This is a genomic window from Vibrio sinaloensis (assembly GCF_000808535.1).
Taxonomy (GTDB): Bacteria; Pseudomonadota; Gammaproteobacteria; order Enterobacterales; family Vibrionaceae; genus Vibrio; species Vibrio sinaloensis_D.
Genome location: NZ_JWLV01000012.1, coordinates 172951 through 187199, shown reverse-complemented (window position 1 = coordinate 187199; position 14249 = coordinate 172951). Strand labels below are relative to the sequence as shown.

The window sequence follows — 14249 nt, the reverse complement described above, 5'->3', positions numbered from 1 at the left end:
GGAAATCCTCGCCTTTTTCTATTGAGTCAGTTCAAGTCTTATTAAGATCTCTTCTGTAATGTCGGTGAGTTCACCGTAACCAATAATGCCGTTAATTTCTTTTTCTAAGTTGCGTGCTTTGTGCAAGCTAATTTGGGCGAGCTCTTCCAAATCTTTGCGCACTAATGCGGTCATTGGATCAAATACAGGGGCGCCACAAATTCTGATCGCATAAAACTCACCAATATTCTGCGCATTCTTGATGAACTTTATCCGCTCCTTGATTCCACTGAAATCACTTAACAGCTTCGACTCAACAGATTGAATACGGGTCCCAAATTTGACGGCGCTTAAGTAGAGCTCGTGATATTGGGGCTCGGCACCTTCAATGTGCTTCATGGGTTCTGCCAGCAGCGTAGCAGAACGCCCCTTGTATATCGGCTCTAGTGAATAACTTTGTCCGTTGCCCAGTTTTGCAAACAGCGTTAAATAGGCAGGGATTGGGTAGTGTACCCCTATCACTTTTGGCCTCATGTTGCTGCCTTTCTTCTCGACAAAGACCGGAGCGCTTACCGCTTTGTCGAGCAAAATATCATGCAGTCCTTCCAACAAATTATTGCTTGGCAACAGCTCTTTTTTCGCTATCAACTTTTCTTGGTTGTGAGATATCAATTTGCCAAAGAACGCAATGACTCGCATGGTCTGGCTCTCTTCAATTATCGCAAGTTGAAGCTGCTTGCCACCTGGACTAATACGGATAACCTTATAAGGCACAGCATCAAGCGGCAGTTTTTTATCATAGAGCTGAAGTTCTTTGAAGTTGATATTACACAGCTCGCCCGCTTTCATTCGGCTAGGCTCTGCAAGTTGAATGCTCGCCCCATGCTTTGATAGATCTAACGTTGCGCCTTGAAGTTTCTCGCCATTTTCGCTGGTGAGCTCTACTGGCGACTTAAATTGGTACCTTGGCTCTTTTCGACGAGACTTAGCATCAAAGTACAAACAAATCGGGTTATAGCTAGGATTACGAGCGTGGCGAAATGGATTTAATTCGCTGCTTGGAAGTCGAGGCTTGTCAGTGAGTAAATAATCTTGGCGACTACGATGATCGGATATCTCTTGCAGCATGCCACAATGGGTTAGGCAGTTAGGTTCTAACCCCAGTTCGGTGGAATGAGCCGATAGCTCTTGACGTTCCTCTTCCGATAGCTCAAAAACGGACAAACGGAACGCTTTCCAACTCTCTTTTTTGGCTCCAATGTGCCAAAACAACTGGCGAACTTCGCGAGAGGCTTCAGGCATCATCATAGAGAAAAACAGTTGCTGACCTTTGTGGTCGTGCGTAAACGAGTAAAGAACGTTATTGCTACCCTTCATCCCAGGGGTAGTGAGATTCGCCATTCGCTGACTGTTGAACAGACTGCTTAACGTTTGTTGGTTTCGTTCGTCTTGCCAATATTGCCATATCGAGTGGTTATTCTCAGTCATCAAGACCAGTTTGAGTTCATCCCCACTAAAGAACACGGGCAGATTGCAAGTGTGCTTAAGGTAGGTGTGCTCAAAGCCACGCGAGCGTGCGCGGATGATTTTGTCTTGATTATCATGACGTGCTTTTTGAGCGTCACTCTTGAGGTACTGCTCAATGACGATGCTAAGTGTGTTGGTATCATCGAGCTTAAGCAGTCGTAAAAATTTGACCGCATCGTTCTCGTACGATTCGTCTACACCCACAATTCGGTAAGGAATGGCATCGTGAATGCCTTCGATATCACTGTTTTTCTCTAGTTCGACAAAGCGAACATTGACGATTTCCCCCAGTTTGTAGCCAAATGCTGAGGGCACTTTGAATTTTGCGCCTGAGGGGGAGAGATCGACGGTCACCGCGTGAACAATTTGCTTATTGGCTAACTTTATTTCGATTTGGGAGCAAATCCTTAAGCGGTTTTCACGACGTTTTAAGTCATATCCTAGGTTGATGGGTTCGACTTCAAACGGCGAGCTTTCTGCCGTGTTGCCGCCTTTCAGTGATTGACCGCGTTGTTTCATCACGCGGAAGTTGTTGTGCGTGTTGCACAGTGCTTCCCAAACCCCTTCGGTGTAGCCACCGAATTTTCGGGTATTCTTATGGTAGGCGTTGAACGCTACGTCATCGAGCCAGTGTTTTAGGCCATCTAATTCGTATTCTCGGCATTCGCCATTGACGCGTCCGCGTAGGTCAATACTCTTAGTGCATGGAGCCATAACGCGGTTCAGTTCCATTTTGACCAAGATTTTAACCGACGGCGGTTCGCCCTCTGTCATCTGACCAAGAAGAAACTCGAAATCGTCCGCGTGATAAGCAGGAATAAGTCTTTCTGCTATAGAAAGGATTTCAGGCTGCTGCATATTTATTGTTTGAAGTACTCCATACCTAAACTATCGACCTTGATATAAAGATCTTTAGTGATATGTTGTCGCGAATCAAGCAAAATTAAGCACAAACCAATATCTCAGTTCACAAATACAAATATGAGGCGACATGGCTAAGGCGAAAAGAGCATATGTATGCAACGACTGTGGAGCAGATTTCCCTCGTTGGCAAGGTCAATGCAATGCATGTGGGGCATGGAATACGATCAGTGAAGTGCGACTAGCGGCATCTCCAGCGGCGGCGCGCAACGAACGATTGTCGGGCTATGCGGGCAATAGCGGCGAAACTCAAGTTCAGACATTGTCAGAAATTGATCTGCAGGAAGTCCCTCGTTTTACCAGTGGGTTCAAAGAGTTTGACCGAGTATTAGGCGGCGGCGTTGTACCAGGCGCGGCGATACTGATTGGTGGTAACCCTGGCGCGGGTAAATCCACATTATTGCTTCAAACCATGTGTTATTTGGCGGCGCATATGCCGACGCTCTATGTCACCGGTGAAGAGTCGTTGCAGCAAGTTGCGATGCGAGCCTCTCGATTGGGGCTACCAAAAGATAACTTAAAGATGTTGTCGGAAACCAACGTCGACAGAATTTGCCAGATTGCCGAGAAAGAGCAGCCGAAAATTATGGTGATCGACTCTATCCAAGTGATGCATGTATCTGACGTTCAATCATCGCCGGGCAGTGTCGCTCAAGTAAGAGAGTCGGCCACCGCGCTGACGCGCTACGCCAAGCAGAACAATGTTTCTGTATTTATTGTTGGACACGTTACTAAAGACGGCACTTTGGCAGGACCAAAGGTTCTCGAACACATAATTGACTGCTCTGTGCTTTTAGATGGCGGAACAGATAATCGCTTCAGAACTATGCGCAGCCATAAAAACCGTTTTGGTGCCGTCAATGAGTTAGGGGTTTTTGCCATGACGGGGCAAGGCCTCAAAGAAGTGAGCAATCCATCGGCTATCTTTTTGTCTCGAGGTGAGGAGGAGACATCCGGTAGCTCCGTGATGGTCGTTTGGGAGGGCACTCGTCCACTCTTGGTTGAGATTCAAGCTTTGGTCGATTATTCCCAATTGGCAAACCCTCGTCGTGTTGCTGTGGGGTTAGAGCAAAACCGGCTTTCCCTGTTACTTGCTGTGCTGCATAAACACGGCGGTTTGCAGATGGCGGATCAAGATGTCTTTGTGAATGTGGTAGGTGGCGTCAAAGTGACCGAGACCAGTGCAGACCTCGCATTGGTGATGGCGCTACTCTCTAGCTTCAGAGACCGCCCTCTACCGAAGGATGTCGTGGTGTTTGGTGAAGTTGGATTGGCGGGGGAAATTCGCCCAGTGCCAAGTGGTCAAGAGCGCTTAAATGAAGCGTTTAAGCATGGATTTAAGAAAGCGATTGTACCAGCGGCCAACATGCCTAAAGGGGGCATTCCTGGCATGCAGATTCATGGAGTGAAGAAGCTTTCTGAAGCGATAGAAGCGTTTGATGAGCTATAGATGAGACATGGCGAAGTGAGGGCAAGGGTTGATGCGTCATATACATCAACCCTTATCTTGAGTTAAAGCATATCAACGGCTTTCTCAACGGCGGCGACCAAACGCTTTACATCGTCCATCGTATTGTAGATGGCGAATGATGCTCGGATAGTCCCTTTCACGCCAAGCGCATCCATCAACGGGTGCGCGCAATGGTTACCCGCTCGAACGGCAATGCCTTGTTGGTCGAGTAGAGTCGCTACATCTTGATGATGAACCCCTTCAATGACGAAAGATAGCACCGATGCGTCCGGTTGATATCCGAGAATCGTCACATCGTCGATGCTATTCAACGCTTGGTATGTCTTACTGACCAAATCATGGACGTGGTGTTCGACCGTGGAATGATCGAACTGTGTATACCAATCAATTGCGGTTGCGAGAGCAATGGCACCGGCGACATTCGGCGTACCCGCTTCGAACTTCCCTGGTACTTGGGTGAAGGTGGTGCCAGAAAAAGAGACTTTTTCAACCATCTTGCCTCCACCATGCCACGGCGGCATCACTTCCAATAGCGACATCTTTCCATATAAAACACCGATGCCGGCTGGGGCATACAGTTTATGGCCTGAGAAGACATAAAAATCCGCATTCAGAGCAGTCATATTTACTTGCTCATGAACTATCCCTTGAGCGCCGTCTACCACGACCACGGCGCCTACTTTATGCGCCCGCTGGATAATCGCTTCAATGGGCTGACGGGTACCCGTGACATTGGTGATATGTGCTACAGCGACAATTTTCGTCTTGCTGCTCAATTGCTTTGCGAACTCAGCCATGTCCAACTTACAGTCATTGGTCATTGGAATCTTGACGACCGTTGCACCAGTTTGTTGTGCAACAATTTGCCAAGGAACAATATTGGCATGATGCTCCATTTCCCCGACCAGTATTTCATCACCGGGTTTAAGCGTATTTCTTGCGTAAGTTTGGGCGATCAAGTTGAGCGCTTCTGTTGCGCCGCGAGTCCATATCACTTCGTTTGGCGAGGCTGCGCCGATAAAGCGAGCAACTCTTTCGCGCGCGGCCTCAAACTGTGAGGTGGCTTCAGCTGTTAGGCGATGACTTCCGCGGTGCACGTTCGCATTTTGTCGCTCATAGTATTGGCTTATGGCCTCAATCACGCACTTTGGCTTTTGAGTCGTGGCGGCGCTGTCTAAATAGACTAAGCGTTGATCGTTAATAGTTTGTGTTAAAGCCGGAAACTGCTTTGCGACAAGTTGTGCATCAAACATCTTCATCACCCAGTTTGTGATATTGCAAGGTTGGAATGGTCACCATTGGCTCTGCAACGGTCCAAGCGTGCGCTTTGCCTGAGAGGTTAATGATGATTTCCATCGCGAACTCAAGAGCAGTTCCTGGTCCTTGGCTTGTGAGCAGGTTGTGATTGATGTCGTAAGTCACGCGTTTAACACGGCGGTACTTCTCGGCAATCTGATCTTGAAAGCTTGGGTGGCACGTCATCAAAGCTTCTGTGTAGAGGTTGTGGTGTAGCAGGACTATAGCTGGCGCCGCACAGATGGCCGCGACCAGTTTGCCTTCATACATTTGTTGACGAACAATTTCGACCAATACCGTGCTGTCGCGAAAGGTTTCTGAGCCTTCAACGCCACCGGGAAGGATCACGGCATCAAACTCGTCATCGGCAACATCGACTAACTTGCACTCTGCGGTTAGGGTGACACCGCGAGAAGCTTTCATGGTTAATTGGCCATCAAAATCGGCACTCGCCACAACCACGTCATAGCCCGCTCGGACCATCATATCTATGATGGTTACCGCTTCCATCTCTTCGGTGCCGGGTGCGATAGGGATCAGTACTTTCTTGTTCATGATGTCCAACTTTTTTCGATTCGTTTGATTTGTTGATAAAGCGCCTCGTTGCTAGGTACATCCAGCTGGTGGTCGTGCGCTTTTTGTATTAAATAACCAGTTATAAAGTCGATCTCGCTTGGTCGATGATGGCAAATATCTTGATGCATCGACGATCGATTTTCCGCGGTCGCCTGAATCACATTATATACCTGCGTATCGAGTTCGTTGCGGGAAAGCGTTAGCCCTTCACAAGTCATCACTTGATGTACTTCATCCAACAACTGGTGCAAGGTTGGCTTGAATGCCTCGTCTGCAAGCTGGCCATTTTTGACTTGATGAATCGCGGTCAACGGGTTGATTGCGCAGTTGATCGCCAGTTTTAACCACAATGCGTCAAGAATATTCTCGTTCCAGTAGACATCGGGTAAGGCGTGAGCAAAGACCTGTTGAAGAAAATCGCATTGATTGCCTTTCGAATTATAGCCACCTAACTGAGTGCTGCCTTGCCCCGTATGCAACACCTGATGGTGTGATTGGCGCAGAGCACCATGTGTTGTGGTTGCCAGTACGAGAGGGTTATTCGGTAGACGCGATGCGACTATCTCAGCGGTTCCCATCCCGTTATGCATCAGTACCACAATACAATCTGGATGCAGGTCGCTTCGCAGTACCTCAAGTGCGGGGATGACTTGTGGCGCTTTAACGGTCACAAGCAATACATCGGCGTTTTGAAGGCTGACTGGTTGGTTATTTGCCAGAGTAATCGGAGTGTTGCCATCAAGCTGAAGGGGTAGCTTGTCGTACTCTTGCTTGGAGTAAAGGGCGACGGTATGTCCAGCCTGATGTAAAGAATACGCCCATAGCGAACCAATGGCACCAGGGCCTAATACTACGATATTCATCTTAATTCTCTGGCAATAGAGGGGATGGCCAAGAGGATAAAGTGATCAAAAGAGAAAGCCAATAAAAATGGCACCCGAAGGTGCCATTTTTAATCTTGTCACTTCTCGTCTTAGAAGTTGTATTGAACGCGGTAAATTACTAGATCTTCGTAACCTTCGCGAGCTAGCTTGTTCACTGTGTAGCGGTAAAGAACGCCGGCAGACCAATCTTTGTGGAAGTTCCACATTGCGTTTACGCTACCGTTAAGACCGTAATTGCCACCCTGAATATCCGCATACTCATCGTTACGAGCGAATTCATATTCACCCCAAGTAGAGAAGGTAAAGTTCTGACCCGCGATGTCAGTATTGTAGTAACCAACCCAGCCTAGCATACCACCGTTGTTACCGCTGATACCGCCTTCTGTGTTGATCTGGTGAGCACCCAAGAATGGAGTGAAGCCCCAGTTATCACCTTTAAGACCAGTGTAACCTAGACCTAGAACACGGTTTTGTTCGTGAAGCACTGGGCCTTTATCTTTATCAGTATTGTATACCTGTGCGTAAAGCGATACGCCTGATTCAGTTAGGTTGTAGTGGATAGTACCTTTAGTTGAAGCGCCGCGGTCGTCGCCAGCACGATCCACACCTTCGTAATCGTAGAAGCCGTAGATCTGACCCCAATCGAACACCGCACCGCCTTCGATACCGATTACAGCTTGGTTACGCTCTGAGATTTCTTGACCGAAGTTGGAATCATCGTTACCGATGCCGTGATTCCAAACTTGGTAGTCTGCATACATGCTACCAAAACCGAAAAGATACTCTGCTTGAGCTGGTACTGCTGATACTGCTGCCACAACACCAAGAGCTAGAAGTGATTTACGCATAGTGGAACTCTCTATGTTTGTTAATTCAATTATTCATTGGATATTTGTTTAAGTGCACACTCTTTGTTGTGCTTTATGGGGCTGCATAATATCGACAAAAATCTCAAAAACCATGTGCAACGCATGTAAAAAAATCTAAAACGAGCGATCTAGATCTCATTAACAAGTTAAAAGTTGCCATGTAACGGAACTAAATATTAGTTGCATAAAAAATGTTAGGGGTAACGATTACGCAAACGCTTCACTTTTATTTGATGGTTATCACATGTTCAATTGATTGTTTCGCTGATCTTTCTTAAATACGTTGCGTACCTGTAATTAAAATGTTTACAGGAATTAAGTTGATGCAAGAAGTAATGCTGTTCCCGCTAAGTTCTATAGTTTTACCCGAAGGTAAAATGCGCTTAAGGGTGTTTGAAGCAAGGTACAAACGGTTGGTCGTTGAGGCGTTGAAAGGCGATGGCACGTTTGGTATCTGCTTGTTCCAAAAGCAGGCGAGCGCAGAGAACAGTGAGTTGTCAGTAGTCGGAACCTTGGTCAAAATCGTCGACTTTGAGCAGCTGGACGATGGTTTGTTGGGGATCACTGTCACTGGTCTTCATCGCTTCATGATACGAAAAGTGAGAACAGAGCACGATGGGCTGCGCTTTGCAAAGATAGAGCCGTTGGCAAACTGGCCTTTAATGCCGCTTTCGAAGCAGGGGGCATCGCTCAGTCAGCAACTGCAGCAAGTTTATGCTCAGTTTGAACAATTAGATGAGCTGTACGAACAGAAATTTTTTGATGATGAATGTTGGGTTAGCCAGCGTTGGTTAGAAATTCTCCCCTTGTCAAATAAGCAATTTGACCTCCTTGCATTAGAGTTAGATTGTACGGTAACAATAGAGTACTTGAGCCGAGCGTTAATAAATGACGAGCAAAGTGATCTCGACACTCGGCTTTAACGTAGAAAGTGAATCTTAAGGGTGCAAAGGACAGTCGAATGAGCAACGTGGACACGCAAAACTTTTCGAAATCCGATTGGGCTTCGTGTATGGAGCGCGTTAAACAACAAGACAAGCAGGCGTTCGCATTAGTTTTTAAACACTTTTCTCCTCGCTTGAAGCAGTTCACTTATCGCCACGTCGGTAATGAGCAAGTCGCGATGGAGATGGTGCAGGAAACGCTCGCCACGGTCTGGCAGAAAAGTGCTCTGTTTAACAGTGAGAAAAGCTCTTTATCTACATGGATTTTTACCATAGCGAGGAATCTCTGTTTTGATATGTTACGCAGACAAAAAGGACGTGATCAGCATATCCACTCAGAAGATATTTGGCCAAATGATTATTGCCCACCTGATATGGTAGAGCATTACTCTCCCGAAGCTGACAGGATGAAAGAGCAGGTGGTTAAGTTCCTCGATACTTTGCCTGAAGCACAAAGAAAGGTGGTACAAGCGGTCTACCTGGAAGACTTGCCCCATCAGCAAGTCGCGGACATGCTTGATATACCTTTGGGGACAGTAAAGTCACGACTTAGACTTGCTGTCGAAAAACTACGAATTTCAATAGAGGCGGATAAGTTATGAGTTATCACCCACAAAGCGATATTTTACAAGCCTACGTTGAAGGTTCGTTGGACGAGGTGACGGCGTTTACCGTCGCTATACACCTAGAGTCTTGCCCGCAGTGCAAACGCAAAGTTGCGCTTGCAGAGCAGAAGTGTGGTGAAGCACTGAGCCACGCTTCGATTGAGCAAACCCCAGACAACTTTGATGACATGTTCGCTCAAATTGTGACGTTAGAGCAAAACAGCGAACCATTCCGTGCGCCTCCGCAAGCAAAACCGATCACTGTAAATAACAAGACGTTTATGCTGCCAAGAGCTCTAGGACGTTTTAGTGACCAAATTGGTGATTGGAAAAGCTACGGCGGTAAAGTGTTTAGTGCGCCGATTGAGATCGCAGATTCATGTCGTGTCAATTTGATGTACATTGCTGAAGACGTCCAAATCCCTCAACACACGCACAAAGGCATTGAGTCTACCCTAGTACTGCATGGGGGCTTTAGTGATGAAGATGGTCACTACGAAGTGGGGGACTATCTAGTTAAGGATGCTTCCATCAAACACAGCCCATTTACTAAACCAGGGGAAGATTGTTTGTGCTTGGCTGTGCTCACCGAGCCAATGATATTCACTCAAGGCGTCGCGCGTCTGTTCAACATGTTTGGCAAGGGGATGTACCCGTAATCCTTTGCTACGAACAAAAAAAAGGCTTGGAGATCCAAGCCTTTTTTACGTTTATGATTCGGTTGTTTCCCTTTGCGCCGGCTCTTCGGCGTCACGCTTGCGTGCTTTATCCAACATGTCCGAGAAATAGTGTCGCAGCGAGTAGAGCATTAACAAACTTGGAATGACCATTACCGCGGTCAAGATAAAGAACATTGACCAATCATTGAGGTAATCGACCAACTCACCAGAGAAAGAGGCGAGAGTTGTTCGGCCAAAGTTACCGAGTGAAGCAAGCAAGGCATACTGTGTTGCTGAGAAGGCTTGTCCTGTTACCACTGTCAGGAAGGAGACAAACGCCACGGTCGAAAATGCAGAGGTAAAGTTATCCACGACTAAGGTCGCTAAGAAGAGCTGTTCATTAGGTCCAACTTTCGCCATCCAAGCAAACATGAGATTGCTTGATGCCATTGCGATACCACCAATCATCAAACCACGGACAATTCCGAACTTCACGTTGACCATACTGCCGATTAACGTGAATAGAATGGTGAGACCCCAGCCGATCAGTTTCGAATAGTAGCCGATTTGCTCGTTGGAGAAACCGATCTCTTTATAGAAGGTGATCGACATACGACCAAGGAATGCTTCACCAATTTTGAATAGGAAAACAAACAACAACAGAGTGAGAGCCACACGAAAACCATTTCTCTTAAAGAAATCAAGGAAAGGTTCGACAACCGTTACGGTGATCCATGCAAGCACTTTATTCCCAACAACTTGGCTATGACGTTTCTCAGCTTCCGCTTGCAGCGACGCGCGATGGGTCTTGGGTTCGCCAACTAGCAGCGTAAAGATCATCAGTAAACCAACAATGGCCGCCATGCCGTAGTAAACACCATTCCAACCGATCGCATCTGCATTAATAAAGGCGATGTAACCTGGCAGCGAATAGCCTGTCCACCATCCAACGACCGCCATGGCAGAGGCTTGAGGCAATTTTGAAGGCTCAGATTTTGGGAAACTATCAATACGAAAAGCGTCAATGGCAATATCTTGGGTCGCAGAAGAGATTGCAATGCCAAGTGCAAGCATCGACGTTAGCATCAAGTTCTGAGAAGGATCGACACCAGCAATAAAGAGTGTGCAAATCAGAACGATAGATTGACACAAGAAAATCCAGCTACGACGTTGACCTAAAAAGGAGTGTAAAAGAGGTAAGCGGACACGGTCGACAAGTGGAGCCCAAAGAAAGTTAATGGCATACACGGCAAACACACTGCCAAAGTAGCCGATTGCAGCGCGAGTTAATCCGGCATCTTTCAGCCAGCCTGACATGTTTGAACCAATAAGTACCCAAGGGAAACCACTCGAACAGCCGAGCATAAACACCCAAAGTAGCCGCTTGTCCATATAGCTTTGAATGGTTTCTCGCCAAGTCATGGAAGGGGAGTCAGAAGACATACGCAAATCCTTTTAAGAATGTAGAGTGGATAGGCTCAAGGACTATCGAGAGCCTATCTTTTGTGAGAGCTTAACGAATGAGAGTTGCGCTGGTGATGATGATAGGTTCAACAGGTACATCACGATAACGTCCAACCGAATGAGTGCGTTTTTGGCTCATGTCTTGAATGATATTGAACCCGTCAGTGACTTTACCAAATACGGCGTAACCCGGTGGGCGTTGATCATAGTCGAGGAAGTTGTTGTCGACGAAATTAATGAAGAATTGGCGAGTGGCCGAATTTGGATCGTTGGTACGAGCCATTGCAACGGTAGCCGCTTGGTTCTTCAAACCGTTTGACGCTTCGTTTTTAATTGGTGCGTACGTTGGTACCATGTTCATCTCTTTATCAAAACCACCACCTTGAGCCATAAAGCCTGGGATAACGCGGTGGAATTGAGTACCGACATAGCTGCCATCTTCAACGTAACGAATAAAATTCTTTACTGTAATTGGTGCACGTTCTTCGTTCAGTTCAATGGTAAACGACCCCATTGTGGTACCAAATTCGACTTTAGGGCCAGCAAACGCCAAGCTAGTAAAAAGCGCTAAAGAGGCTATCGCAAATTTTCCCATTAGAAACGCTCCTGCATGTAGTTTTGCAGCTCACGATCATTCGCCACTTCTTGTAACACTAGGTTGACGACATCTGAAAGAACGACTTCGATATCTTCGTTAGACGCACTCAACGCGCCAGTACGCTTCGCAGTCCCCGTGTATGTCTTAACTAATTTGCCTTGTGGGTTTTCTGCAGTAATTTCGATCACCACTTTACCATCCATTTCGTTTTCCATGATGGTGTGTTTTACCGATACCAACGCTTCTTGCACTTCAATCTGAATGCTGTTTTCGCTGGTTACTGTGTTTCTAAACCCTTGTGACTGGAACTGTTCGAGTAGGGCATTTTCGATCGAAATACGTACGTTCTGCTTTGAATGAATTGGTTCAATGTTAGAACGGCCACTGTCAACGAGTGCGACGTATTGTGCTGAGCGAACATCCTTGCTGGTCAAGCTAAATGTCGCATCTTGAACGAGATCACCATTACTCAATACCGCTTTTGGCATAAAGTTGATCTGTTCTTGTTGAGGAGCTGCGCACGCAGTGAGAAGTGCCATTGATGCGGCTAAAACCAGTTTTCTCATTGTAATTTCCTTTATTCGAAACTCTATAATCCTAGAGTTAGGATAGTGAACTATTTAGTTGCTTGTAAAATAACAAATTTCTTGTTTGCCGCAACTTGCTTAACGTTCGACTTACCAAACAGCCTTGCTAACTTTCCATCGTAGCCGAGGTGACGGTTACCGATAACTAATAATTGCCCACCAGTACTGAGAACATGCTTTGCATCACAGAACATTTGCCAAGCGATATGATCGGTAATGGCTTGTTGTTGATGAAAAGGTGGATTGCAAACGACAAGATCGGCGCTGTGGGCTTCAAATCCATCTAAACAGTTGTTGGTTAGACATTTGGCATTTGTTCCGTTTGGAACATTCTTGTCTAGATTACGCTGCGCCGAGTGTGTTGCCATAAAGCTTTCGTCAACACAGGTCAGCGTGATGTCAGGATTGAGCTGCGCAAGCTTCACGGATAACACCCCATTGCCACAGCCGAGATCAATCACTCGCTTGTTGCCAAGTCCTGTCGGTAGATTAGGCAACATAAAACGGGCGCCGAGATCGAGACTCTCTCCGGAATAAACGTTTGGTAAGTTATCAAGCTGAATATCGTGTTCTTCGACTTGCCACGAGGTAAATGGCTCAACATCCAAAGCCTTTAGTGAATTGGCGTTGGCAAAGACTAAGCGATGTTTTTTCCAAGCGAGGGAAGTTGTCGTCGCCCCCAAATATTTTTCGAACAGTTTTAACGTCGAGGTATGGATCTCTTTGGCTTTGTTAACCGCAATAACGGGCACATCGGCTGGTAGAGCGAGCCTTAATTGCGTTAACAGCCAGATGAGATGACGATTGCTTTTTGGCAATTGCATCAAAACAAGATCAACATCTTTAGGAATCGGATCAAACGTTGAAGCCATCGTGATTGGGTTACATTGATTTTGTTCTAGATTGGCCAACGTTGCTTGATGTGAAATGAACGAGTCACTCATCATCGTCACCTGGTGTCTTTGTGAGAACCAACAACTTAATGCGCCAAAATGATCATTAAGAATCAATACATTCTGGTCATGAGCAAGAGCTAATTCTTCAACATGATTGATGAGATATTCGTCGCCAGCATCCCATGCTTGAAGGGTTTCGTTGTTTCGTTTAGGGAATCGATGGAGAGAAAGGGTGCGCTGATGTAACGTAAGCTCAGTTTTCATAATTGAGTAATTAGCTAATAAACAGTGGCTAAATTGTCGCAGATGCTAAGCAAACAGGAAACTAAAACCTTTTGCTTTACGGTGAGTGCGATTATTATCTGTTCTTTAACACTGTTCATAATTAGATGGTGACACACAATGCTGGAAGAAGTGATTGAAACCAAACTGCATACAGAATTTGAGCCTGAGTACCTTAAAGTTATTAATGAAAGCTACATGCACAATGTTGCTCCAGGTTCAGAAAGTCACTTCAAAGTGATCATCGTGAGTGAGAAATTTGAAGGCGTTCGATTGATCGGCCGTCATCGACTTGTCAATCAAGTGCTCGCAGATGAGTTAGCCAATCATATCCATGCTCTTTCGATTCATACTTACACAAGCTCTGAATGGAAAGAACAGAACGGTTTAGCACCTGATAGCCCAATGTGCTTAGGTGGTTCAAAGTAGAGAGATAGAAGGGCAGCGAGAGCTGCCTTTTTAGTGGCTGTTCAGCGTACATGTGTTAACAATGTATAAACAAATAAACTGCCCGATTAGTTTTAATTCAGAATGTTTCACGATATGAATGGATAGAAACATTGCTCAGTTTGTGGATATTGGGGTTTGTGCGATGGCTCAAAGTTATGACTATTCCTTAGCCTTTTAAACTCAAATCCTTCGAAATATCTACCTTATTACCTGCATTGGTCATGGCATCAACTTCCCAAAA

14 protein-coding genes are annotated in these 14249 nt (G+C 46.1%); 5 read left to right on the top strand and 9 right to left on the bottom strand.

Translation table 11 applies throughout. The features are described 5' to 3' along the window. Positions 1 to 18: 18 nt before the first annotated feature. On the bottom strand, positions 19 to 2364 hold the full coding sequence (locus RJ47_RS09630) for a PilZ domain-containing protein (protein WP_039483492.1): 2346 nt from the start codon (positions 2362 to 2364) through the stop codon (positions 19 to 21). Between the two features lie 133 nt (positions 2365 to 2497). Here RJ47_RS09630 and radA point away from each other — a divergent pair, with 133 nt between their 5' ends. Beyond that, positions 2498 to 3877, top strand: a complete 1380-nt coding sequence (radA, locus tag RJ47_RS09625; RefSeq protein WP_005473514.1) for a DNA repair protein RadA — start codon at positions 2498 to 2500, stop codon at positions 3875 to 3877. Positions 3878 to 3939: 62 nt separating this feature from the next. Here radA and csdA read toward each other — a convergent pair whose 3' ends face one another. The 4 genes from csdA to RJ47_RS09605 form a co-directional block, all read right to left on the bottom strand. Continuing rightward, positions 3940 to 5151 (bottom strand): cysteine desulfurase CsdA, encoded by a 1212-nt coding sequence (gene csdA / locus RJ47_RS09620; protein ID WP_039483489.1) that lies wholly within the window; start codon positions 5149 to 5151, stop codon positions 3940 to 3942. Next, complete coding sequence (locus tag RJ47_RS09615; protein ID WP_038139623.1) at positions 5144 to 5749, bottom strand: DJ-1 family glyoxalase III; 606 nt, start codon at positions 5747 to 5749, stop codon at positions 5144 to 5146. The genes csdA and RJ47_RS09615 overlap by 8 nt, the downstream gene beginning before the upstream one ends. Then, the gene (gene panE, locus RJ47_RS09610; protein ID WP_039483486.1) at positions 5746 to 6633 is read right to left on the bottom strand and encodes a 2-dehydropantoate 2-reductase; all 888 of its coding nucleotides are present in this window, start codon (positions 6631 to 6633) and stop codon (positions 5746 to 5748) included. Before panE ends, RJ47_RS09615 begins: the two co-directional genes overlap by 4 nt. Positions 6634 to 6743: 110 nt before the next feature. Continuing rightward, a complete protein-coding gene (locus RJ47_RS09605; RefSeq protein WP_039483484.1) occupies positions 6744 to 7502 on the bottom strand; it encodes an outer membrane protein OmpK in 759 nt (252 codons plus the stop codon). A 344-nt stretch (positions 7503 to 7846) separates the two neighbouring features. Between RJ47_RS09605 and RJ47_RS09600 the strand changes: the two genes are divergently transcribed. Genes RJ47_RS09600 through RJ47_RS09590 form a run of 3 tightly spaced genes read left to right on the top strand, consistent with a single transcriptional unit; the run spans position 7847 to position 9731 of the window. Then, positions 7847 to 8446 (top strand): LON peptidase substrate-binding domain-containing protein, encoded by a 600-nt coding sequence (locus tag RJ47_RS09600; protein ID WP_039483481.1) that lies wholly within the window; start codon positions 7847 to 7849, stop codon positions 8444 to 8446. Positions 8447 to 8484: 38 nt separating this feature from the next. Continuing rightward, a complete protein-coding gene (locus RJ47_RS09595; protein WP_038139615.1) occupies positions 8485 to 9069 on the top strand; it encodes an RNA polymerase sigma factor in 585 nt (194 codons plus the stop codon). Further along, complete coding sequence (locus RJ47_RS09590; RefSeq protein WP_039483479.1) at positions 9066 to 9731, top strand: ChrR family anti-sigma-E factor; 666 nt, start codon at positions 9066 to 9068, stop codon at positions 9729 to 9731. The genes RJ47_RS09595 and RJ47_RS09590 overlap by 4 nt, the downstream gene beginning before the upstream one ends. A gap of 51 nt (positions 9732 to 9782) precedes the next feature. Here the strand turns inward: RJ47_RS09590 and RJ47_RS09585 are convergent, their stop codons facing one another. The 4 genes from RJ47_RS09585 to RJ47_RS09570 form a co-directional block, all read right to left on the bottom strand. Then, positions 9783 to 11174: an AmpG family muropeptide MFS transporter gene (locus RJ47_RS09585; RefSeq protein ID WP_039483477.1), complete on the bottom strand. Its 1392-nt coding sequence runs from the start codon at positions 11172 to 11174 to the stop codon at positions 9783 to 9785. Positions 11175 to 11244: 70 nt separating this feature from the next. Continuing rightward, positions 11245 to 11790: a peptidylprolyl isomerase gene (locus RJ47_RS09580; protein WP_038139609.1), complete on the bottom strand. Its 546-nt coding sequence runs from the start codon at positions 11788 to 11790 to the stop codon at positions 11245 to 11247. Next, positions 11790 to 12359: a YajG family lipoprotein gene (locus tag RJ47_RS09575; RefSeq protein WP_005473590.1), complete on the bottom strand. Its 570-nt coding sequence runs from the start codon at positions 12357 to 12359 to the stop codon at positions 11790 to 11792. Before RJ47_RS09575 ends, RJ47_RS09580 begins: the two co-directional genes overlap by 1 nt. Before the next feature lie 50 nt (positions 12360 to 12409). Beyond that, a complete protein-coding gene (locus RJ47_RS09570) occupies positions 12410 to 13540 on the bottom strand; it encodes a methyltransferase (RefSeq protein ID WP_039483475.1) in 1131 nt (376 codons plus the stop codon). A gap of 138 nt (positions 13541 to 13678) precedes the next feature. On the opposite strand from RJ47_RS09570, the gene RJ47_RS09565 reads away from it, so the two are divergent. Beyond that, positions 13679 to 13987: a BolA family protein gene (locus RJ47_RS09565; RefSeq protein WP_038139605.1), complete on the top strand. Its 309-nt coding sequence runs from the start codon at positions 13679 to 13681 to the stop codon at positions 13985 to 13987. The last annotated feature ends 262 nt before the right edge of the window (positions 13988 to 14249 follow it).

Coding starts and splice junctions, on each gene's coding strand:
- RJ47_RS09630 (WP_039483492.1), bottom strand. CDS start 2,364: ATGCAGCAGCCTGAAATCCTTTCTATAGCAGAAAGACTTATTCCTGCT.
- radA (WP_005473514.1), top strand. CDS start 2,498: ATGGCTAAGGCGAAAAGAGCATATGTATGCAACGACTGTGGAGCAGAT.
- csdA (WP_039483489.1), bottom strand. CDS start 5,151: ATGTTTGATGCACAACTTGTCGCAAAGCAGTTTCCGGCTTTAACACAA.
- RJ47_RS09615 (WP_038139623.1), bottom strand. CDS start 5,749: ATGAACAAGAAAGTACTGATCCCTATCGCACCCGGCACCGAAGAGATG.
- panE (WP_039483486.1), bottom strand. CDS start 6,633: ATGAATATCGTAGTATTAGGCCCTGGTGCCATTGGTTCGCTATGGGCG.
- RJ47_RS09605 (WP_039483484.1), bottom strand. CDS start 7,502: ATGCGTAAATCACTTCTAGCTCTTGGTGTTGTGGCAGCAGTATCAGCA.
- RJ47_RS09600 (WP_039483481.1), top strand. CDS start 7,847: ATGCAAGAAGTAATGCTGTTCCCGCTAAGTTCTATAGTTTTACCCGAA.
- RJ47_RS09595 (WP_038139615.1), top strand. CDS start 8,485: ATGAGCAACGTGGACACGCAAAACTTTTCGAAATCCGATTGGGCTTCG.
- RJ47_RS09590 (WP_039483479.1), top strand. CDS start 9,066: ATGAGTTATCACCCACAAAGCGATATTTTACAAGCCTACGTTGAAGGT.
- RJ47_RS09585 (WP_039483477.1), bottom strand. CDS start 11,174: ATGTCTTCTGACTCCCCTTCCATGACTTGGCGAGAAACCATTCAAAGC.
- RJ47_RS09580 (WP_038139609.1), bottom strand. CDS start 11,790: ATGGGAAAATTTGCGATAGCCTCTTTAGCGCTTTTTACTAGCTTGGCG.
- RJ47_RS09575 (WP_005473590.1), bottom strand. CDS start 12,359: ATGAGAAAACTGGTTTTAGCCGCATCAATGGCACTTCTCACTGCGTGC.
- RJ47_RS09570 (WP_039483475.1), bottom strand. CDS start 13,540: ATGAAAACTGAGCTTACGTTACATCAGCGCACCCTTTCTCTCCATCGA.
- RJ47_RS09565 (WP_038139605.1), top strand. CDS start 13,679: ATGCTGGAAGAAGTGATTGAAACCAAACTGCATACAGAATTTGAGCCT.